Origin of the sequence: Caballeronia sp. S22 (assembly GCF_964261745.1) — a bacterium.
In the GTDB taxonomy this organism is placed as follows: Bacteria; Pseudomonadota; Gammaproteobacteria; order Burkholderiales; family Burkholderiaceae; genus Caballeronia; species Caballeronia jiangsuensis.
Window position 1 is genome coordinate 2,881,526 of the sequence record NZ_OZ180035.1, and the last position, 19,143, is coordinate 2,900,668.

A 19,143-nucleotide genomic window follows, 5' to 3' on the forward strand; every position below is an offset into this window, starting at 1 on the left:
TGCGCTTACTTGAGGAACGGCAGCATGCGAGCGAGCAAGCCGTCGCGATCGACGAAATGGTGCTTCAGCGCAGCGAGCACGTGCATCACGACGAAGAACAGCAACGTGTAGTTCAGCGCGACATGCACGATGCGCAGCGTCGCCTTCAGCGCCTTGTCCGGACCGATGATCGTCGGCAGCGGCAGCACGCCGAGATACACCACCTGAATGCCGGCCGCCGAGCTGTAGAGATATCCCGACGCGGGAATGACGAGCATCAGCAGGTAGAGCAGAAAATGCGCGAGATTCGCCGCGTTGTGCTGCCAGCGCGGCATGCCGTCGGGCATCGGCGGCGCTTGATGCGTCGCGCGCCAGATGAGGCGCAGAAGCGCGAGCGCGAACACCGTCACGCCGATCCACTTGTGCCACGAGAAGTATTTGAGCTTCGTCGGCGTGAACCCCGGGATGTCGGTCATGATCCAGCCGAGCCAAAAGCCGCACACGATCAACAACGCGATCAGCCAATGCAGCCCGATCGCCGTGGCGCTGTAGCGTTGCGCCGGCGGCGTCGCCGCGATGCGAGCGGTGCTTTCCATTTTCCTTTCACCTCATATGTTCGATGTTGCCCTGCCCCGTCGCCAGCCGACGACAGGTGTTCAAGGCCGCCATGCTACATCAACGATAACGAATTGCCAGCGCGCGCGAAAAAGCCCGCACCGAACCCGCAAAGCCAGTCCCGGCGCGGCTTTGCGGGCAATCGAACCATGTTGCGGAGCCTTCGGGTGCCGCGCATGCAACGAACTATTCCACGCGTGCAACGGTCGATGAAGGCGCGAACAAGCGGCGCGATCCGCGCTTGATTCCGGCATCAATGTATTAACGAGCGGAGTGGCGATTTCATTCCGCGCGCACGAAGCATCCCGCCACATCCGTCAGCGACTCGCCATTTGATACCATGCTGTTACTTTTTGTGCTGGCCCACGGCTTGCTAAGCTCCGTCGGAGCCGGCCTTCGCGGCGCCCGACCACTATGCTCGACAAGTCTCGGGCCTCGACCATGAACGCGAACGAACCGGATGACCTCATCGCGTGTCACGAATGCGACGCGCTCTTCCATAAACGTGCGCTGCCTCAGCGCACTTCGGCGAAATGTCCGCGATGCGGATCGCTGCTCTATCGCAGCATCTCGTCGAACCTCGACAAAATCTGCGCGATGACGCTCGCGGCGCTCGTCACGTTCGTGATCGCGCAGGGCTTTCCCATCGTCGAGCTGGACGCGAACGGCCTCACGTCACAGACCACGCTCATCGGCGCGATCGTCGCGCTGTGGAACGAGCAGATGGAGCTGATGGCGGTGCTCGTCTTCTGCTCGACCATTCTGTTTCCGTTGTGCGAACTGCTCGCGCTGCTTTATGTGCTGCTGCCGCTGCGCTCGGGCTACGTTCCGCCGGGCTTTAATGCGCTCCTGCGCGGCATTCAGTTCGTGCGTCCGTGGGGCATGATCGAAGTCTTCATGCTCGGCGTGCTCGTCACGCTCGTGAAGATGGTCAGCATCGCGCGCGTGATTCCCGAAGCGGCGCTCTTCGCGTTCGGCGCGCTGACGCTCATGTTCGCGGTCGTCGTGAGTTTCGATCCGCGCGCGCTCTGGGACATCGCGACCGAACTCGGCCGGCGCGACGCGACACAGCGCGCGAACGGCCGCAAGCGCATCCCCTCTGAAGCGAGGCAGAAATCGTGAACGATCCGATCGATCCGGCCGATCCGGCCACCGGCGAGCAAGCCAGCGAGACGTACTACACCACGGCGTCGCGCGCGAACGTCGTGTCGTGTCATGCCTGCGGGCTCGTGCAGCCGCTTGCGCGCACCGTCGAGAAGCAACGCTGCAAGCGCTGCGACGCGGTGGTGCACCGGCGCCATCCCGACAGCATCGCGCGCACCTGGGCGCTGCTCATCAGCGCGGCGATCCTTTATATCCCGGCGAATCTCTTTCCGATCATGCACACGTCGTCGATTCTCGGCTCCGAGGACGACACCATCATGAGCGGCGTCGCGCTCTTCTGGAACGACGGCGACTATCCGCTCGCCGCGGTGATTTTCGTCGCCAGCATTCTCGTTCCGATGCTGAAGCTCGCCACGCTCGGCTTTCTCACCATCAGCGTGCAGCGGCGCTCCATCTGGCGGCCGCGTCAGCGCACGACGCTGTTTCGCATCGTCGAAGGCATCGGCCGCTGGTCGATGCTCGATGTCTTCGTGATCACGCTCACCATCGCGCTCGTGCGCTTCAAGTCGCTCGCGGTCATCACGCCGGGGCCGGGCGCGCTCGCGTTCGCATCGGTCGTCGTACTGACGATGATCGCGTCCATGCAATTCGACCCGCGCCTCATGTGGGACAACATCGAACCGTCAGGAAAGAAATATGACTAGTGCCCAAGGTCCGAACGACCCGAAGCAGCCGGCGCCGCCGTCAGACAACCCCGGCGACGGCAACAAAGGCAAAGGCGGCGGCCTGCCGCCGAATCTGCCCGATCCCGTGATCGAGCCGCGCAGCCGCTGGCTGCCCTCGCTGGTGTGGGTCATTCCGCTCGTCGCGGCGCTGATCGGCGTGATTCTCGTCGTGAAGACGGTGTCGAGCCGCGGACCGACCGTGACCATCAGCTTCGTGAGCGCGGAAGGCCTCGAACCGGGCAAGACGAAGGTGAAGTTCAAGGACGTCGATATCGGCACGGTCAAGACCATCACGTTGTCGAAGGATCATTCGCGCGTGCTCGTCGACGTTCAGCTCACCAAGGAAGCCACCGATTTCGCCGTGAAGGACACGCGCTTCTGGGTCGTGCGCCCGCGCGTCGCGGCAAGCGGCGTGACCGGTCTGTCGACGCTCCTGTCGGGTGCGTACATCGGCGTCGATGCGGGCAAGTCCACCGACGACCAGACTTACTTCATCGGGCTGGAGACACCGCCCGCCGTCACCGGCGACCAGAAGGGGCACACGTTCACGCTGCACGGCGAGTCGCTAGGCTCGCTCGACATCGGCTCGCCGGTCTATTACCGGCGCGTGCAGGTCGGGCAGGTCGTCGCGTTCTCGCTCGACAAGGACGGCACCGGCGTCACGCTGCAGGTGTTCGTCACCTCGCCCTACGATCAATACGTCGGCAGCAACGCGCGCTGGTGGCATGCGAGCGGTGTCGATCTGCGGCTCGATTCGAGCGGCTTCACGCTCAACACGCAATCGCTCGCGACGGTCGTGCTGGGCGGCATCGCGTTCCAGACGCCGCCGAACCAGCAGTCCGGACCACAGGCGCAGAACAACACCACGTTCCGCCTCGCCGGCGATCAGGCCGACGCGATGCGCGACCCCGATGGCCAGCCGGTGCATGTCGTGATGAACTTCAATCAGTCGCTGCGCGGGTTGTCGGTCGGCGCGCCGGTCGATTTCCGCGGCATCGTGCTCGGGCAGGTCACGGGTATCGGCGTGCAATACGATCCGAAATCGCACGCGTTCATGATGCCGGTCACGATCGATCTCTATCCCGATCGTCTCGGCAGACGCGCGAAGCAGGCGCTGCCGGAGCAAGGTACGACGGCGAGTCAGGACATGCTGCAACTGCTCGTGAAGCGCGGTCTGCGCGGACAGTTGCGCACCGGCAACCTGCTGACGAGCCAGTTGTATATCGCGCTCGACTTCTTCCCGAAGGCGCCGCCCGCGAAGGTCAATGTCGCCAATGATCCGCTCGAACTGCCGACCGTGCCGAACACGCTCGACGAACTGCAACTGCAGATCGCCGATATCGCGCGCAAGATCGACAAGATTCCGTTCGACGAAATCGGCACCAACCTGAACGGATCGCTGAAGAACGCGAACGCGCTCTTCGACAAGCTCGACAAGGAAGTCATGCCGGAAATGCGCGACACGCTCACGCAGGCGAAGAAGACCTTCGGCCAGGCGCAGTCGACGCTGCAATCGGACTCGCCGCTTCAGTCGGACGTGCATCAGGCGCTGCAGGAACTCACGCGCACGCTGCAATCGCTCAACTCGCTCGCGGATTATCTGGAACGCCATCCGGAATCGCTCTTGCGCGGAAAATCGGGAGACAAACCATGAAGTTCGGCTCGTTGATATTGACCCTGAGCGCATCGGCGATGCTCACCGCCTGCGCTTCGCCGGCGAGCCGTTTCTACACGCTCGGCGGCGGCGATGCACGTCCCGTGCCGTCCACGCAGGCGTCGTTCTATTTCGAGCTCGCGCCCGTCGACGTGCCGCAGCAGGTCACGAAGAATCAGTTGGTGGTGCAGACGAGTCCCGCGCAGGTTCGCGTGCTCGAAGATGAGCGCTGGGCGTCGCTGCCCGGCGACGAAGTGCGGCGCGCGCTGTCCGCCGATCTCACGCAGCAGCTCGGCGCGATCGACGTTTATGGCACGCCGCATCCGGAATCGGTGCCGGTGTATCGCGTGAAGGTGAACGTGCGGCGCTTCGAATCCTGGCCCGGCTCGCAGGCTGTGATCGATGCCGTGTGGAGCGTGCGCGCCGCCGGATCGGATACGGTGCTGACATGCCGGACCGTCGCGCAGGAACGCGTGGACGCGGGTTACGACGCGCTCGTCGAAGGTCATCGCAAGGCGGTCGATACGCTCGCCTCCGCGATCTCCGCGGGCGTGCGCAGCCTGAGCGCGCTTCCCTCGACGACGAGCGCGCCGGTCGCGTCCGCGAAGGGCAAGAACAGCGCGAACGCGAAGCCCGCAGCCGCGCCGGTTCTGCCGTGTCCGTCCACGAACGGCGCGACAACTGCCAGCGCGCAATGATCCACGCCGCGCCGGGCGCGCCTCATGTTGTCGGCAGACGACATCGGCGACGCAAGCCATCTCTAATTTGCCGATGGTTCGTGCGCGCCCGGTTAAGATCGTCGTCGCCCGCATTCCGAATCAAACGTGAAAATTAGATGATGAAACTGATCGGTTCGCATCCCAGCCCGTTCGTCCGCAAAGTGCGGATCGTCATGGCGGAAAAGAAGATCGATTGCGAACTGGTGCTCGAAGACGTCTGGGCATCCGATTCGAAGATCCACGACTACAACCCGCTCGGCAAAGTGCCGTGCCTCATTCTTGACGACGGCGAAGCGGTGTTCGATTCGCGCGTGATCTGCGAGTACGTGGACACGCTTACGCCTGTCGGCAAGCTGCTGCCGCAGGAGCGCCGCGAGCGCACCGAAGTGCGTTGCTGGGAAGCGCTCGCCGACGGCATGCTCGATGCCGCCGTGCTGATCCGTCTCGAAGGCGTCTTGCGCGAAGAAGCGCACCGCAGCGAAAAATGGACGACGCGCCAGCGTCACAAGATCGAGGACGGCCTGCGCGCGATGGCGCGCGGTCTCGGCTCGAAGCAGTGGTGCTCGGCGAACCGCTTCACGCTCGCGGATATCGCGTGCGGCTGCACGCTCGGTTATCTCGACTTCCGCATGCCCGATCTGAACTGGCGGGACGCGCATCCGAATCTCGACAAGTACTACGCGCGTATCTCGCAGCGCCAGTCGTTCGTGGATACCGCGCCGGTCTGATCGGGAAGCCGGAGCGCTGGAATGCCTGCGATGCCTGCGATGCCTGCGGGGCGGAAACTTTTAAGCCGCATCTACTACTAGATAGATATTGAATTGCAATACGACTATTCAATGTCCGATGCAGGCGCTTTCTTCCCGAAACACCCGGCCTTTCGCCATATCGACGGACGAAAAGACGGTGCCGCTCGGGAAACTGTCTTGGCCCGTCAAAATCTATCTATTCAGCGATAGATAACCAACCGTGAATTCACCGGTTTCTCACAAGGTTATCCACAGCCTTATCTACCGCCGGAAGGCGTCGGCGATCTCTTCCAGCCGCGCGCGTGTCTGAAACAGGCGGCAGGCGAGCAGGCTTCCCTGAAATGCGGCGTACAAGGTGCGCGCCGCGGCCTCGGGTTTGCCACCGGCATCGAGCGTGTCCTGCGCTTCGCCCTCCGCAAGCACTTTCGCCAGCCAGTTTTCGTTCGCCTTGTAGAACGACTGCACGACGTGGCGGACCTTATCCGGCAGCGATTCGATGTCCGCCGCGAGCATGCCGCACAGGCAAATCTGATTGCCGCCGCCGATGATTCGCCCGAACAGCTTCGTGTACCGATCGAGCTTCTTGTCGGCGGGGGCGGAGCTGTCGATCGCGTAGATCGACGACATCACGTCCGCGCTGTATGCGTTCACGGCTTCGAGCGCGAGATCTTCCTTGGTCGGAAAGTAGTAGTGGATGCTGGAGGTTTTCACGCCGACCAGACCGGACAGGTCGCGATAGCTGAATCGGTTGTATCCGCGCGTCATCAGCAAGGTCTGGGCGTGATCCAAAAGCGCTTCGCGTACCGTGTTCTTGTCCATTTTGTCCGCTTGCCTCATTGCCCATGAAGTCGACGTGCGTAATTTATCTATCACTAGATAGACGGTCAAGCGCTTGTATCAAAAAGTTTTTATCAGAATGGCTTTTATCGAGCCGATGGAAACTAAAAAGCCCTGACCGAAGTCAGGGCTTTTCGTCCGATCGCTGCCGGCGATGCTAGCGCGCGGCGGAAAGCGCCGCTGTTTGCGTCGATTCCCGCCCCGCCGCCGCATGCTCGATGATGCCGCCGCCCAGACACACATCGCCCTGATAAAGCACGGCGGACTGTCCCGGCGTGACGGCCCATTGAGCGTCGTCGAAATGGAGAGCGAAGCGGCCGTCGTCCGCATGCGCAAAGCGGCACGCCGCGTCCTGCTGCCGATACCGTGTCTTGGCGCCGCACGCCGCGCCTTCTTCAGGCGCAAAGCCCGCGACCCAGCTCGTATTGCCCGCCACAAGCGTCGGCGACAGCAGCCACGGATGATCGTGGCCCTGCACCACGTAGAGCGTGTTCATCGTCATGTCCTTGCCGGCGACGAACCACGGCTCGCCGCTGCCGTCCTTTGCGCCGCCGATGCCGATGCCCTTGCGCTGCCCGAACGTATAGAACGCCAGCCCGATATGCTCGCCGACGACCTTGCCGTCGGGCGTCTTCATCGGACCGGGTTTGGTCGGCAGATAGCGGTTCAGGAATTCGCGGAACGGACGTTCTCCGATGAAGCAGATGCCGGTCGAATCCTTTTTCTTCGCGTTCGGCAAGCCGATTTGCGCGGCGATCTCGCGCACTTTCGTCTTCGGCATTTCGCCGAGCGGGAACAGCGTCTTCGACAGTTGCGCCTGATTCAGCCGATGCAGAAAGTACGACTGGTCCTTGGTCGAATCGGTGGCCTTGAGCAACTGGAAGAGCCCGTTCTGCTCGCGCACGCGCGCGTAATGGCCCGTCGCGATGGTTTCCGCGCCGAGCGACATCGCGTGATCGAGGAACGCCTTGAACTTGATTTCGGCGTTGCAGAGCACGTCCGGATTGGGCGTGCGGCCCGCCGAATACTCGCGCAGGAACTCCGCGAACACGCGGTCCTTGTACTCGGCGGCGAAGTTGACCGCCTCGACGTCGATGCCGATCAGATCCGCGACCGACACCACGTCGATCCAGTCCTGCCGGGTCGAGCAGTATTCGCCGTCGTCGTCGTCTTCCCAGTTCTTCATGAAAAGGCCGACGACATCGTAGCCCTGTTCCTTCAACAGCCATGCCGTCACGGACGAATCCACGCCGCCCGACATGCCCACTACCACTCTTCGCTTGCTCATAGGGATATCACGCCCGCACCACCGGCGCGACCGAATGCGTATGAATGAAATCGAGCGGCACGCGCCGCCCGGATAAATAATCGTCGACACACTTCATCACGAGCGCCGTCCGATGCCGCTCGACGGACGCACGCAACTCGTCGGCGGTAAGCCACATCGCGCGCACGATGCCTTTGTCGAGAGAACGACCGGTTTCTTCGCCCAACGATTTGCCGCAGAACGTGAACCGCAGATACGTGACGTCGCGGCCCGGTCGCGCGAAGTGCGTCATATACGCGCCGACGAGCGCCTCGGGCTCGAAGCGATGCGCCGTTTCTTCCAGCGTCTCGCGGATCACCGCTTCGACGAGCGTTTCGCCCGCTTCGAGGTGACCGGCCGGTTGGTTGATTCGCAGCCCTGCGGACGTGTGCTCTTCGATGACGAGAAATTTTCCGTCCCGCTCGACGATTGCCGCCACCGTAACGTGCGGGGCCCAAGTGTCTGATTTCATGGCGAGATATTTTACCGTCCCGGCGACGATCCCGCGCGTCCCGTTCTAGGGGTAAGCGCTGACGTGGGGCGGATGGAACAAGTGCCGGATCGGATCCTTGCGGGTGCAATCTTCGGTTACAGTTGCGATAGCCGTTAGTTCCAGCATTTGAAATAACTACTCAGCCTTAAGCCTTCCTAACCCTTCCCCGGGGCGAATAGGGCAACAAAGACAGGAGGATTTGAAGATGCACATCGGAGTGCCTGCTGAAACGCGGGCGAACGAGGCGCGCGTCGCCGCTACGCCCGAAACGGTCAAAAAGCTCGTCACGCAAGGACATCGCGTTTCTGTCCAGAGCGGTGCGGGCTTGCCGGCAAGCTATATCGACGATGCCTTCGCGCAAGCGGGCGCGGATCTCGTCGATGCGGCCACGGCCTTTTCCGCCGAAATCGTCCTCAAGGTGCAATCGCCGAGCGAAAGCGAACTGGCGATGCTCAAACCGGGCGCCGTGCTCATCGGTATGCTCGATCCCTTCAACACTGAAAACACCGCGCGGCTCGCGTCGTCGGGCGTCACCGCGTTCGCGCTCGAAGCCGCGCCCCGCACCACGCGCGCACAGAGTCTCGACGTGCTCTCGTCGCAGGCGAACATCGCCGGGTACAAGGCCGTGCTGATCGCCTGCCAGTATTACCAGCGCTTCATGCCGATGCTGATGACCGCAGCCGGTACCGTCAAGGCGGCGCGCGTGCTGGTGCTCGGCGCGGGCGTCGCGGGGTTGCAGGCGATCGCCACCGCCAAGCGTCTCGGCGCGGTCGTCGAAGCATCCGACGTGCGTCCGGCCGTGCGAGAGCAGATCGAATCGCTCGGCGGGAAATTCGTCGACGTGCCCTTCGAAACCGATGAAGAACGCGAGGCTGCGGTCGGCGTCGGCGGTTATGCGCGTCCGATGCCGCCAAGCTGGCTCGCGCGGCAGGCAGCGCAGGTGCACGAACGTGCGAAGGCGGCGGATATCGTCATCTCGACGGCGCTGATTCCCGGCCGTCCCGCCCCGACGCTCATCTCGATCGAAACGGTCAAGCACATGAAGCCGGGTTCCGTGATCGTCGATCTCGCCGCCGGACGCGGACCCGAGTTCGAGGGACGGAAAGGCGGCAACTGCCCGCTCACCGAAGTCGATCAGGTGGTGATGAAGCACGGCGTGCATATCGTCGGCCACACGAATCTCGCTTCGATGGTCGGCGCCGATGCTTCCGCGCTCTACGCCCGCAATCTTCTGGACTTCCTGAAGCTCATCATCACCAAGGAAGGCACGCTCAACATCGACCTCGCGGACGACATCGTCGCGGCCACGCTCCAGTGCCGCGATGGGCAAGTCACGCGTGCGGCCGCTTAACGCCGATACGGAGACGCACATGGATGTCATCAATCACACGGTGATCAACCTCATCATCTTCGTGCTGGCCATTTACGTCGGCTATCACGTCGTGTGGAACGTCACGCCTGCGCTGCATACGCCGCTGATGGCCGTGACCAACGCGATTTCGGCGATCGTCATCGTCGGCGCGATGCTCGCGGTCGGCCTCACGGTCGGTGTCGCGGGCAAGTTCTTCGGCACGCTCGCCGTGCTGCTTGCGGCGGTGAACGTGTTCGGCGGCTTTCTCGTCACACGGCGAATGCTCGAGATGTTCAAGAAGAAAGAGCCGAAGAAGCTTGCGGTCAAGGAGGGCGCGTAAATGAGCCTCAACGTCGTCACCCTTCTGTATCTCGTCGCCTCGGTGTGTTTCATCCAGGCGCTCAAGGGCTTGTCCAATCCGAAGACCGCGCGTATCGGCAACACGTTCGGCATGGCGGGCATGGCAATCGCCATTCTCACCACGCTCGCGCTGATCGTTAAGCAGGCCGCGTATCTCGAAGCGAATCTGGCGCTCGGGTTGTCACTGCTGTTCGTCGCGCTGATCGTCGGCGGCGGTGCGGGCGCGTACATCGCGGCGAAAGTCGAGATGACGAAGATGCCCGAGCTCGTCGCGGCGATGCACTCGCTGATCGGTCTCGCGGCGGTGTGTATCGCGTATGGCGTGGTCGCCGAACCGGCCGCGTTCGGGCTCGCGCCGCTCGGTGAGCCGATTCCGTACGGCAATCGCGTCGAGTTGTTCATCGGCACGTTCGTCGGCGCGATCACGTTCTCGGGCTCGGTCATCGCGTTCGGGAAACTGTCGGGCAAGTACAAGTTCCGGCTGTTTCAGGGCGCGCCGGTCGTGTACTCGGGGCAGCATCTGATCAATCTGCTGCTCGCCATCGCGATGATCGGCTTCGGCGTGATCTTCATGCTCACCGAGTCGTGGCTGCCGTTCATCATCATGACGATCATCGCGTTCGCGCTGGGCGTGCTGATCATCATTCCGATCGGCGGCGCGGACATGCCGGTGGTCGTGTCGATGCTGAACTCGTACTCGGGCTGGGCGGCGGCGGGCATCGGCTTCTCGCTGAACAATCCGATGCTGATCATCGCGGGGTCGCTGGTGGGTTCGTCGGGCGCGATTCTGTCGTACATCATGTGCAAGGCGATGAACCGGTCGTTCTTCAACGTGATTCTCGGCGGCTTCGGCGGCGAGGCGGGCGGTGCTTCTGTGGGCGGCTCGACGGAGCAGCGTCCGGTCAAGTCCGGTTCCGCCGATGACGCCGCGTTCATGCTCGGCAACGCGGAAAGCGTGGTGATCGTGCCGGGCTACGGTCTTGCCGTGGCGCGCGCGCAGCATGCGCTGAAGGAGCTGACGGACAAGCTCGTGGAGAAAGGCATCGATGTGCGCTACGCGATTCATCCGGTCGCGGGGCGCATGCCGGGTCACATGAACGTGCTGCTGGCCGAAGCCGAAGTGCCGTACGAGATGGTGCACGAGATGGAGGACATCAACAGCGAGTTCGGTCAGACGGATGTGGTGCTTGTGCTTGGGGCGAACGATGTGGTGAACCCCGCCGCGAAGACCGATCCGAAATCCGTTATCGCCGGCATGCCGATTCTTGAAGCGTACAAGGCGCGGACGATCATCGTGAACAAGCGGTCGATGGCGGCGGGTTATGCCGGACTCGATAACGAACTGTTCTATATGGACAAGACGATGATGGTGTTCGGGGACGCGAAGAAGGTGGTAGAGGACATGATGAAGGCGGTGGAATAACCACCCGCCTGGTCCGACAGCCGCGCCCCGGTGGATTCCGGGCGCGGCTGCAAGGTCAAAGGCTTGTACTTATTCTGCTGCCCGCCAGTGATCGGGATTGCCCTTGTCCGTTTTTCTCACACGCGCGACCAAAGGTTTATGGCCATTGGCTCGCGCGGCCTTTATCGCTTCCGCTTGCGTCCTGTAGTCCACGGTGGTCAGTCGTAGCGTGGCTGAGAGTTCGAGTGCGTAGCCTTCGATTGCTCCCTCGCGATGCTTCGGAAGTGGTTCAACGTACACGTTCGGCATGGAATCTCCTTTGATTGGCGGGTTTCGCCAAATCAAACTCTGGAGATCTAGCCGACGTAGCAACAGACGAACTTTCCGAATTCGGCAGGACGGAAACGACCGGCCGACGGTTCGCATTCGTCGCCATCGCAAAAGCGCCGGTTAGTTTGCATAGAGCGACGACGTCCGGGCCCAGTGAAGCACGCGCGTACAATACCGCCTTTAAACGTCCCTCAAAGCAGCTCATGTCCTCCCCACTCTTCGACTGGTTTGTCCCCTGCCCGCGCGGTCTCGAAGCGCCGCTCGCCGCCGAGCTTTCGGAGATCGGAGAGCGTCATGTGGCGAACGCGCCGCTGTCGGGCGGCGGATCGCTGATCGTCGGCGCGCAAGTGCCCGGCGGCGTTCACTTCCGGGGCGGCTGGGTCGCGGGCATGGCGGCGAACCTGCATTCGCGCATCGCGAGCCGCGTGCTCCTGAAAGTCGCGCAAGGCCCGTATCGCAGCGAGCAGGACATCTATGAACTCACGCATCGCCAACGCTGGGAGCAATGGTTCACGCCCAGCCAGACGATGCGCGTCGATCTCACCGCAATCAAATCGCCGGTGAAGAGCCTCGAATTCACGACGCTGCGCGTGAAAGACGCGGTTTGCGACCGCCTGCGCGACGTCGCCGGCGCGCGTCCGAGCATCGATACCGCGCAGCCCGACGTCCGCGTGTTCGCGTTCCTCACGGTGAACGAGTGCACGCTCTATCTCGACACCTCCGGCGAACCGCTCTTCAAGCGCGGCTGGCGTCTGGACAAAGGCGCCGCGCCGCTACGCGAAAATCTTGCGGCCGGCATCCTGCGCCTCACCGGCTGGACGCCCGGCACGCCGCTTTTCGATCCGATGTGCGGCAGCGGCACCTTCCTCGCCGAAGCGGCGCAAACCGCGCTCAACATCGCGCCGGGCAACGACCGGCGCTTCGGCTTCGAAAAGCTGAAGCCGTTTCATCCGGGCATGTGGCAGAAGCTCAAGACGGCCGCTCTCGAACAACGCCGTGCCGCCCGCGCCACGCAAGCCGAGCTGAGCATCTTCGGCAGCGACATTTCCGGCGACATGCTCGAAAAGGCGCGCGCGAACCTGGGCCGCGCGGGCATCACCGATTTGTCGCTCAAGCAGATCGACGCCCGCAACATGGTCCCGCCCACCGACGCGCCGGGCATCCTCCTCGCGAATCCGCCGTACGGCGAACGGATCGAAGTGCGCGGGCGCGGTCCGCGCGGCGAGATCCGCGATACGCCGCGCTCCCGCCGCGAAGACGACGATGCATTCGCGCGCGCGCAGCCCGATCCGGCCGACACGGAATTCTTCGTCTCGTTCGGCAACGCGCTGAAGCAGCGCTTCCCCGGCTGGCGGGCGTACGTGCTCACGTCCGACCGCAAGCTGCCGGGCCTGTTGCGGCTGCGTGAATCGACGAAGACGCCGCTTTTCAATGGCGCACTCGAATGCCGGCTGTTCCGCTTCGATCTGATCGCGGGCAGCGTGCGCAATCGTCCCGCCGGGGAATGAGTCGCGCCGCCGTCCGCGCCGCCTTCGAAACAAGTATGCGGCGGCGGCACGCGTGAAACCATTCGCCCGAATGGCATAGGCAGATTTACGGGCAACGCGGCGTCGTCCCGGATGCGTTTCGGCCTATGCCGAATGGCCGGATGCCGTGATCGCGAAGCCGGCGCTACAATCGGCGCATGAACTCACCGACCGAACTCGCCAGTCCCATCGCCGTCGATATTTACCGCGCGCGCCGCGAGCGCGTGCTCGCCGCGCTGCGTGCGCGAGGCGGCGGCGTCGCCATCGTGCCGACCGCGCCGGAAGTCATGCGCAATCGCGACACGGACTACCCTTTCCGTCACGACAGCTACTTCTACTATCTGACGGGCTTCAACGAACCCGAGGCGACGCTCGTCCTGAACGCGAGCGCGAAGGAAGGCGAGCCCGCATCGATCCTCTTCTGCCGCGAGAAAAACGCGGAACGCGAAACGTGGGAAGGCTTTCGCTTCGGCCCGGACGCCGCGCGCGATGCCTTCGGTTTCGACGCCGCGTTCCCCATCAACGCGCTCGACGAGGAAATGCCCCGTCTCATCGCCGACAAGCCCGCGCTGCACTACGCGCTAAGCACATCGGAGGAACTCGATGCGCAAGTGCGCGACTGGCTCGCCGCCGTGCGCGCGCAGAGCCGCAGCGGCGTGCGCGCGCCCGCCAGCGCGGAGCATTTGCTGCCGATTCTCGACGAGATGCGCCTCGTGAAAGACGCGCATGAAATCGCCATCATGCGCCGCGCGGCATCGATTTCGGCCGAAGCGCATCGCCGCGCGATGCGCGCATGCCGCCCCGGCATGCGCGAGTACGAGATCGAAGCCGAGCTGCTTTACACATTCCGCCGACACGGCGCGCAGGCGCCGGCATACGGATCGATCGTCGCGGCGGGGGCGAACGCCTGCGTGCTGCACTATCCGGCGGGCAACGCGATCGCGCGCGGTGGCGACCTGATCCTCATCGACGCCGCGTGCGAACTCGACGGCTACGCATCCGACATCACGCGCACGTTCCCCGCGAGCGGCCGCTTTACGCCGGCACAGCGAGCGCTCTACGACATCGTGCTCGCGGCCCAGGCTGCAGCCGTTGATGCGACGCGCCCCGGCGTGAGCTTCGACGCACCGCATCAGGCGGCGTTGAAAGTGTTGTCGCAAGGCTTGCTCGATACCGGCATCCTCGACAAGACGAAGTTCGGCAGCATCGAAGACGTCCTCGCGCAACGCGCCTACGCGCGCTTCTACATGCATCGCACGGGGCACTGGATCGGCATGGACGTGCACGACGCGGGCGAATATCGCGAGGCCGACGGTCCGCTCGACGAGCAAGGCGCGCGTCCCTGGCGCATGCTCGTCCCCGGCATGGCGCTCACGGTCGAACCGGGTCTCTACGTGCGCGCCGCCGAAGATGTGCCGGAGCAGTACTGGAACATCGGCATCCGCATCGAGGACGACGCCATCGTCACGGAAAGCGGCTGCGAGCTGATCACGCGGGAGGTGCCCGTCGCCGCCGACGAGATCGAAGCGCTGATGCGCGATTCAAACGCAAACTGAACATGAGCGACGTCCAAGGCATCGAACCGCATTTCGACTACGACATCGCCATCGTCGGCGCGGGGCCGGTCGGGCTCGCGCTCGCTGGCTGGCTCGCGCGGCGCAGTGCTACATCGCGGCTCTCCATCGCGCTGATCGACGCGCGCACGCCCGATGCCGCCGCCAACGATCCGCGCGCGCTCGCGCTGTCGCACGGCAGCCGCGTGATGCTTCAGCCGCTCGGCTTCCCCAGTGACGCCACGCCGATCCGCCGCATTCACGTATCGCAGCGCGGACACTTCGGCCGCACGCTGATCGAGCACGACGAGCACGAGTTGCCCGAACTGGGCTATGTGGTGCGTTACGGCTCGCTCGTCGGCGCGCTCGCCGATGCGGTGCGCGCGACCAACGTCGATTGGTGCACCGATACCTCCGCCCTCGCACCGCTGCAGGATCACGACGGCGTCACGCTGCCGCTGCAGTCGCCGGGCGGCGAACGCACGATCCGCGTGAAAGTGCTCGTGAATGCCGAAGGTGGTCTGTATCAGAAGAGCGATGTTCCCGCGCCCGGCGAGCGCCGCGCGCGGGATTACGGGCAAACGGCGATTGTCGGCACGGTGAGCGTGTCGGATCCGCGCGCGAATGTCGCGTGGGAACGCTTCACCAGCGAAGGGCCGATCGCGCTTCTGCCATGCGGCGGTCAGCGTCACGCGGACTACTCGCTCGTCTGGTGCAGCACGCCCGACGAGGCCGCGCGTCGCATGCAGCTCGACGACGACACTTTCCTCGCCGAACTCGGCGCCGCCTTCGGCACGCGGATGGGCCGCTTCACGCGGATCGCGTCGCGGGCGGCGTTTCCGCTCGGCCTGACCGCGCTCGACGTGCTCGTCGACAGGCGCACCGTTGCCATCGGCAATGCCGCGCAGACGCTGCATCCGGTCGCGGGTCAGGGTCTGAACCTTGGCTTGCGCGACGCGCTCGCGCTCACCGACGCGTTGTCCGCCGACGGCCCGCGCCCGCTCGCGCTCGCCCGCTTCGCGCAGCGCCGCGCGCTCGACCGGCGCCTGACGATCGGCGCCACCGACACGCTCGCACGCATCTTCACGGTCGATTTTCCGCCGCTGGCCGCGATGCGCGGTCTCGCCCTCACCGCGCTCGAGTTCCTTCCGCCGGTGAAATCCGCGCTCGCCCGGCAGATGATGTTCGGCCAGCGACGTTGATCCGGCACGGAAAAAGGCAACCGTCTGCACTAAACGAAGGAACTTATCCTCTATGAACGCGCCTTCTTTCATAGAAGATTTAAAGACTTGCATGCGATTGCTCTTAAATTCAGCACGCTCTTCGCGTTAAAATATGCGTTTCCCCTTAAGCAACGTTGCATCCGCCTGACCCGGCTTTTGCCGGAAACGCAGCGCGGATCGTTTAGCCTTCATGCCCACCATCGGTTCACACGTCCTGCGCAATAACCTGTTCGTCGCTCCGATGGCAGGCGTCACCGACCGCCCGTTCCGGCAGCTCTGCAAGCGCATGGGCGCGGGCTACGCGGTGTCGGAGATGGTCGCGTCGAACGCGCAGTTGTGGAAAAGCGAGAAGACCATGCGCCGCGCGAACCACGCGGGCGAGGTCGAGCCGATCTCGGTGCAGATCGCCGGGGCCGATCCCCAGATGCTGGCGGAAGCCGCGCGCCACAATGTCGCGAACGGCGCGCAGATCATCGACATCAACATGGGCTGTCCGGCCAAAAAGGTCTGCAACGTCGCGGCGGGCTCGGCACTGCTGCAGAACGAACCGCTCGTCGCGCGCATCGTGGAAGCCGTGGTGCAGGCGGTCGGCGTGGGTCCGGACGCCGTGCCCGTCACGCTCAAGATTCGCACGGGGTGGAATCGCGAGAACAAGAACGCGCTGACCATTGCGCGGATCGCGCAGGAAGCGGGCATTTCGATGCTCACCGTCCACGGCCGCACACGCGCCGATCTCTACAAGGGCGACGCGGAGTACGACACCATCGCGGCCGTGAAGGCGTCGGTGACGATTCCCGTCGTCGCGAACGGCGACATCGCGACGCCCGAAAAAGCGCGCGACGTGCTCGCCGCGACCGGCGCCGACGCCATCATGATCGGCCGCGCGGCGCAGGGTCGTCCGTGGCTGTTTCGCGAGATCGAGCATTTTCTGAAGACGGGCGAGCGCCTGCCGCCGCCGCGCATCGATGAGATCCAGCAGGTGATGAACGAACACCTCGAAGATCACTACGCCTTTTATGGGGAATTCACGGGCGTACGGACTGCGCGCAAGCATATCGGCTGGTACACTCGCGGCCTTTCCGGCGCCAACACCTTCCGGCACCGGATGAATACGCTGGACACGACCAAAGAACAATTGCTCGCCGTCAACGAATTCTTTGACGCGCAAAAGGCGTTGTCGGACCGCCTCGTCTATGTGGACGAGTCCGGAGACGCCGAAGACGCGGACGGGGAAGAATCGTGCGGCGGGAACAACAACACGACAGACCGACTGATTGCCGCATGAGCAGACATAACATCGAACAATGCGTCCGCCAGAGCCTCGACAACTACTTCCAGGACCTGGACGGCTCCAACCCGCACGACGTATACGACATGGTGATTTCGTGCGTGGAAAAACCGATGCTCGAAGTGGTGCTCGAGCAGGCGGGCGGAAACCAATCGCTCGCTGCCGAGTATCTCGGCATCAACCGCAACACCTTACGCAAGAAGCTTCAGCAGCACGGATTGATTTGATTCTGCGGACTGAGGCGCGCGCCTTGGTCCGGCCTGGTTTCCCTTTTCGGTTTCAGTGTTCATCATGATCAAGCAAGCGCTCCTCTCCGTTTCCGACAAATCCGGCATCGTCGATTTCGCCAAATCGCTGTCGGCGCTCGGCGTCAAGCTCCTCTCGACAGGCGGCACCGCGAAACTGCTCGCCGACGCGGGCCTGCCCGTGACCGAGGTCGCCGACTACACCGGCTTCCCGGAAATGCTCGACGGACGCGTGAAGACGCTGCATCCGAAGGTTCACGGCGGGATTCTCGCGCGCCGCGACCTGCCCGAGCATATGGCCGCGCTGGAAAAGCACGATATTCCGACCATCGATCTGCTGGTCGTCAATCTTTATCCGTTCGTGCAGACGGTGTCGAAGGAAGAGTGCTCACTGGAAGACGCGATCGAGAACATCGATATCGGCGGCCCGACCATGCTGCGCTCGGCGGCGAAGAATCATCGCGACGTGACGGTCGTCGTCGATCCGGCCGATTACGCCGCCGTGCTCGACGAGATGCGCGCGAACAATAATGCCGTCGGCTACAAGACGAACTTCCGTCTCGCGACGAAGGTGTTCGCGCACACCGCGCAATACGATGGCGCGATCACGAACTATCTGACGAGCCTCACCGAAGAGCTGCAGCATGCGAGCCGCAACACGTATCCGGCGACCTTCAACATGGCGTTCGAGAAGGTTCAGGATCTGCGCTACGGCGAGAATCCGCATCAGAGCGCGGCGTTCTATCGCGACCTTTCGGTGCCCGCCGGCGCGCTTGCGAACTACGAGCAGTTGCAGGGCAAGGAACTGTCGTACAACAACATCGCCGATTCCGACGCCGCGTGGGAATGCGTGAAGACGTTCGATGCGCCCGCGTGCGTCATCATCAAGCACGCGAATCCGTGCGGCGTGGCGGTTGGCGCAGATTCGGCCGAAGCGTACTCGAAGGCGTTCAAGACGGACCCGACCTCGGCGTTCGGCGGGATCATCGCGTTCAATCGCGAAGTCGATGAAGCCACCGCGCAAGCGGTCGCAAAGCAGTTCGTCGAAGTGCTGATCGCGCCGTCGTTCAGCGACGCGGCCCGCGCCGTGTTCGCGGCGAAGCAGAACGTGCGCCTGTTGCAGATCGCGCTCGGCGACGGTCACAACACGTTCGATCTGAAGCGCGTCGGCGGCGGCCTGCTGGTGCAATCGCTCGATGCGAAGAACGTGCAGCCGCACGAACTGCGCGTCGTGACGAAGCGCCACCCCACGCCGAAGGAAATGGACGATCTGATGTTCGCGTGGCGCGTCGCGAAATACGTGAAGTCGAATGCGATCGTGTTTTGCGGCGGCGGCATGACGCTCGGCGTCGGCGCGGGCCAGATGAGCCGCGTGGATTCGGCGCGCATCGCGGGCATCAAGGCGCAGAACGCCGGTCTGACGCTGAACGGCTCGGCGGTGGCCTCGGATGCGTTCTTCCCGTTCCGTGACGGCCTCGATGTCGTCGTGAATGCGGGCGCGACCTGCGTGATCCAGCCGGGCGGCTCCATGCGCGACGACGAAGTGATCGCCGCCGCCGACGAACACAATGTCGCGATGATCGTCACCGGCACGCGTCATTTCCGTCATTAATCCCGTCTGCTTCATTTAAGATTGGCCTGTTTGCGCTAGAACGGCGCAAGCAGGCCTTTTTGATTTGGACTA

19 protein-coding genes are annotated in these 19,143 nt (G+C 63.6%); 14 read left to right on the top strand and 5 right to left on the bottom strand.

Going from position 1 to position 19,143, the window contains the following annotated elements:
• Nucleotides 1-5: 5 nt before the first annotated feature.
• Nucleotides 6-575: a cytochrome b gene (locus ACEN42_RS13535; RefSeq protein ID WP_238209750.1), complete on the bottom strand. Its 570-nt coding sequence runs from the start codon at nt 573-575 to the stop codon at nt 6-8.
• Between the two features lie 460 nt (nt 576-1,035).
• Here ACEN42_RS13535 and ACEN42_RS13540 point away from each other — a divergent pair, with 460 nt between their 5' ends.
• From ACEN42_RS13540 to ACEN42_RS13560, 5 genes are all read left to right on the top strand, one after another.
• The gene (locus tag ACEN42_RS13540) at nt 1,036-1,716 is read left to right on the top strand and encodes a paraquat-inducible protein A (RefSeq protein WP_187607509.1); all 681 of its coding nucleotides are present in this window, start codon (nt 1,036-1,038) and stop codon (nt 1,714-1,716) included.
• Nucleotides 1,713-2,402, top strand: coding sequence for a paraquat-inducible protein A (locus ACEN42_RS13545; protein ID WP_371880195.1), 690 nt, complete (start codon nt 1,713-1,715; stop codon nt 2,400-2,402). Before ACEN42_RS13540 ends, ACEN42_RS13545 begins: the two co-directional genes overlap by 4 nt.
• Nucleotides 2,395-4,077 (top strand): intermembrane transport protein PqiB, encoded by a 1,683-nt coding sequence (locus ACEN42_RS13550; protein WP_187607507.1) that lies wholly within the window; start codon nt 2,395-2,397, stop codon nt 4,075-4,077. Before ACEN42_RS13545 ends, ACEN42_RS13550 begins: the two co-directional genes overlap by 8 nt.
• A complete protein-coding gene (locus tag ACEN42_RS13555; protein WP_371880196.1) occupies nt 4,074-4,775 on the top strand; it encodes a membrane integrity-associated transporter subunit PqiC in 702 nt (233 codons plus the stop codon). The genes ACEN42_RS13550 and ACEN42_RS13555 overlap by 4 nt, the downstream gene beginning before the upstream one ends.
• Nucleotides 4,776-4,912: 137 nt before the next feature.
• Nucleotides 4,913-5,524: a glutathione S-transferase N-terminal domain-containing protein gene (locus ACEN42_RS13560; protein ID WP_238209746.1), complete on the top strand. Its 612-nt coding sequence runs from the start codon at nt 4,913-4,915 to the stop codon at nt 5,522-5,524.
• A gap of 282 nt (nt 5,525-5,806) precedes the next feature.
• Here the strand turns inward: ACEN42_RS13560 and ACEN42_RS13565 are convergent, their stop codons facing one another.
• The 3 genes from ACEN42_RS13565 to ACEN42_RS13575 form a co-directional block, all read right to left on the bottom strand.
• Nucleotides 5,807-6,364, bottom strand: coding sequence for a TetR/AcrR family transcriptional regulator (locus ACEN42_RS13565; protein ID WP_371880197.1), 558 nt, complete (start codon nt 6,362-6,364; stop codon nt 5,807-5,809).
• Between the two features lie 175 nt (nt 6,365-6,539).
• Nucleotides 6,540-7,670, bottom strand: coding sequence for a tRNA 2-thiouridine(34) synthase MnmA (mnmA, locus tag ACEN42_RS13570; RefSeq protein WP_371880198.1), 1,131 nt, complete (start codon nt 7,668-7,670; stop codon nt 6,540-6,542).
• A gap of 7 nt (nt 7,671-7,677) precedes the next feature.
• Complete coding sequence (locus ACEN42_RS13575) at nt 7,678-8,160, bottom strand: NUDIX hydrolase (RefSeq protein ID WP_250483058.1); 483 nt, start codon at nt 8,158-8,160, stop codon at nt 7,678-7,680.
• Nucleotides 8,161-8,386: 226 nt separating this feature from the next.
• On the opposite strand from ACEN42_RS13575, the gene ACEN42_RS13580 reads away from it, so the two are divergent.
• The 3 genes from ACEN42_RS13580 to ACEN42_RS13590 are packed head-to-tail and all read left to right on the top strand — an operon-like array spanning nt 8,387 to nt 11,315.
• Nucleotides 8,387-9,532 (top strand): Re/Si-specific NAD(P)(+) transhydrogenase subunit alpha, encoded by a 1,146-nt coding sequence (locus tag ACEN42_RS13580; protein ID WP_035497703.1) that lies wholly within the window; start codon nt 8,387-8,389, stop codon nt 9,530-9,532.
• 19 nt (nt 9,533-9,551) lie between these two features.
• Nucleotides 9,552-9,872, top strand: coding sequence for an NAD(P) transhydrogenase subunit alpha (locus ACEN42_RS13585; protein ID WP_035497951.1), 321 nt, complete (start codon nt 9,552-9,554; stop codon nt 9,870-9,872).
• On the top strand, nt 9,873-11,315 hold the full coding sequence (locus ACEN42_RS13590; protein WP_371880199.1) for an NAD(P)(+) transhydrogenase (Re/Si-specific) subunit beta: 1,443 nt from the start codon (nt 9,873-9,875) through the stop codon (nt 11,313-11,315).
• Between the two features lie 69 nt (nt 11,316-11,384).
• Here ACEN42_RS13590 and ACEN42_RS13595 read toward each other — a convergent pair whose 3' ends face one another.
• Nucleotides 11,385-11,603, bottom strand: coding sequence for a hypothetical protein (locus tag ACEN42_RS13595; protein WP_371880200.1), 219 nt, complete (start codon nt 11,601-11,603; stop codon nt 11,385-11,387).
• Nucleotides 11,604-11,827: 224 nt separating this feature from the next.
• On the opposite strand from ACEN42_RS13595, the gene ACEN42_RS13600 reads away from it, so the two are divergent.
• The 6 genes from ACEN42_RS13600 (at nt 11,828) to purH (ending at nt 19,071) form a co-directional block, all read left to right on the top strand.
• Complete coding sequence (locus tag ACEN42_RS13600; protein ID WP_035497699.1) at nt 11,828-13,132, top strand: class I SAM-dependent RNA methyltransferase; 1,305 nt, start codon at nt 11,828-11,830, stop codon at nt 13,130-13,132.
• A gap of 176 nt (nt 13,133-13,308) precedes the next feature.
• On the top strand, nt 13,309-14,706 hold the full coding sequence (locus ACEN42_RS13605; protein ID WP_371880201.1) for an aminopeptidase P N-terminal domain-containing protein: 1,398 nt from the start codon (nt 13,309-13,311) through the stop codon (nt 14,704-14,706).
• A 2-nt stretch (nt 14,707-14,708) separates the two neighbouring features.
• Nucleotides 14,709-15,905, top strand: coding sequence for a UbiH/UbiF/VisC/COQ6 family ubiquinone biosynthesis hydroxylase (locus ACEN42_RS13610; RefSeq protein WP_371880202.1), 1,197 nt, complete (start codon nt 14,709-14,711; stop codon nt 15,903-15,905).
• A gap of 211 nt (nt 15,906-16,116) precedes the next feature.
• Nucleotides 16,117-17,211: a tRNA dihydrouridine synthase DusB gene (gene dusB, locus ACEN42_RS13615; RefSeq protein WP_371880203.1), complete on the top strand. Its 1,095-nt coding sequence runs from the start codon at nt 16,117-16,119 to the stop codon at nt 17,209-17,211.
• On the top strand, nt 17,208-17,441 hold the full coding sequence (locus tag ACEN42_RS13620; protein WP_008351548.1) for a Fis family transcriptional regulator: 234 nt from the start codon (nt 17,208-17,210) through the stop codon (nt 17,439-17,441). Before dusB ends, ACEN42_RS13620 begins: the two co-directional genes overlap by 4 nt.
• A 64-nt stretch (nt 17,442-17,505) precedes the next feature.
• Entirely contained in the window at nt 17,506-19,071 is a 1,566-nt protein-coding gene (purH, locus tag ACEN42_RS13625; protein WP_035497949.1) for a bifunctional phosphoribosylaminoimidazolecarboxamide formyltransferase/IMP cyclohydrolase, read from the top strand.
• The last annotated feature ends 72 nt before the right edge of the window (nt 19,072-19,143 follow it).

Coding starts and splice junctions, on each gene's coding strand:
- mnmA (WP_371880198.1), bottom strand. CDS start 7,670: ATGAGCAAGCGAAGAGTGGTAGTGGGCATGTCGGGCGGCGTGGATTCG.
- ACEN42_RS13555 (WP_371880196.1), top strand. CDS start 4,074: ATGAAGTTCGGCTCGTTGATATTGACCCTGAGCGCATCGGCGATGCTC.
- ACEN42_RS13560 (WP_238209746.1), top strand. CDS start 4,913: ATGATGAAACTGATCGGTTCGCATCCCAGCCCGTTCGTCCGCAAAGTG.
- purH (WP_035497949.1), top strand. CDS start 17,506: ATGATCAAGCAAGCGCTCCTCTCCGTTTCCGACAAATCCGGCATCGTC.
- ACEN42_RS13585 (WP_035497951.1), top strand. CDS start 9,552: ATGGATGTCATCAATCACACGGTGATCAACCTCATCATCTTCGTGCTG.
- ACEN42_RS13535 (WP_238209750.1), bottom strand. CDS start 575: ATGGAAAGCACCGCTCGCATCGCGGCGACGCCGCCGGCGCAACGCTAC.
- ACEN42_RS13610 (WP_371880202.1), top strand. CDS start 14,709: ATGAGCGACGTCCAAGGCATCGAACCGCATTTCGACTACGACATCGCC.
- ACEN42_RS13600 (WP_035497699.1), top strand. CDS start 11,828: ATGTCCTCCCCACTCTTCGACTGGTTTGTCCCCTGCCCGCGCGGTCTC.
- ACEN42_RS13580 (WP_035497703.1), top strand. CDS start 8,387: ATGCACATCGGAGTGCCTGCTGAAACGCGGGCGAACGAGGCGCGCGTC.
- ACEN42_RS13575 (WP_250483058.1), bottom strand. CDS start 8,160: ATGAAATCAGACACTTGGGCCCCGCACGTTACGGTGGCGGCAATCGTC.
- ACEN42_RS13550 (WP_187607507.1), top strand. CDS start 2,395: ATGACTAGTGCCCAAGGTCCGAACGACCCGAAGCAGCCGGCGCCGCCG.
- dusB (WP_371880203.1), top strand. CDS start 16,117: ATGCCCACCATCGGTTCACACGTCCTGCGCAATAACCTGTTCGTCGCT.
- ACEN42_RS13595 (WP_371880200.1), bottom strand. CDS start 11,603: ATGCCGAACGTGTACGTTGAACCACTTCCGAAGCATCGCGAGGGAGCA.
- ACEN42_RS13590 (WP_371880199.1), top strand. CDS start 9,873: ATGAGCCTCAACGTCGTCACCCTTCTGTATCTCGTCGCCTCGGTGTGT.
- ACEN42_RS13620 (WP_008351548.1), top strand. CDS start 17,208: ATGAGCAGACATAACATCGAACAATGCGTCCGCCAGAGCCTCGACAAC.
- ACEN42_RS13565 (WP_371880197.1), bottom strand. CDS start 6,364: ATGGACAAGAACACGGTACGCGAAGCGCTTTTGGATCACGCCCAGACC.
- ACEN42_RS13540 (WP_187607509.1), top strand. CDS start 1,036: ATGAACGCGAACGAACCGGATGACCTCATCGCGTGTCACGAATGCGAC.
- ACEN42_RS13605 (WP_371880201.1), top strand. CDS start 13,309: ATGAACTCACCGACCGAACTCGCCAGTCCCATCGCCGTCGATATTTAC.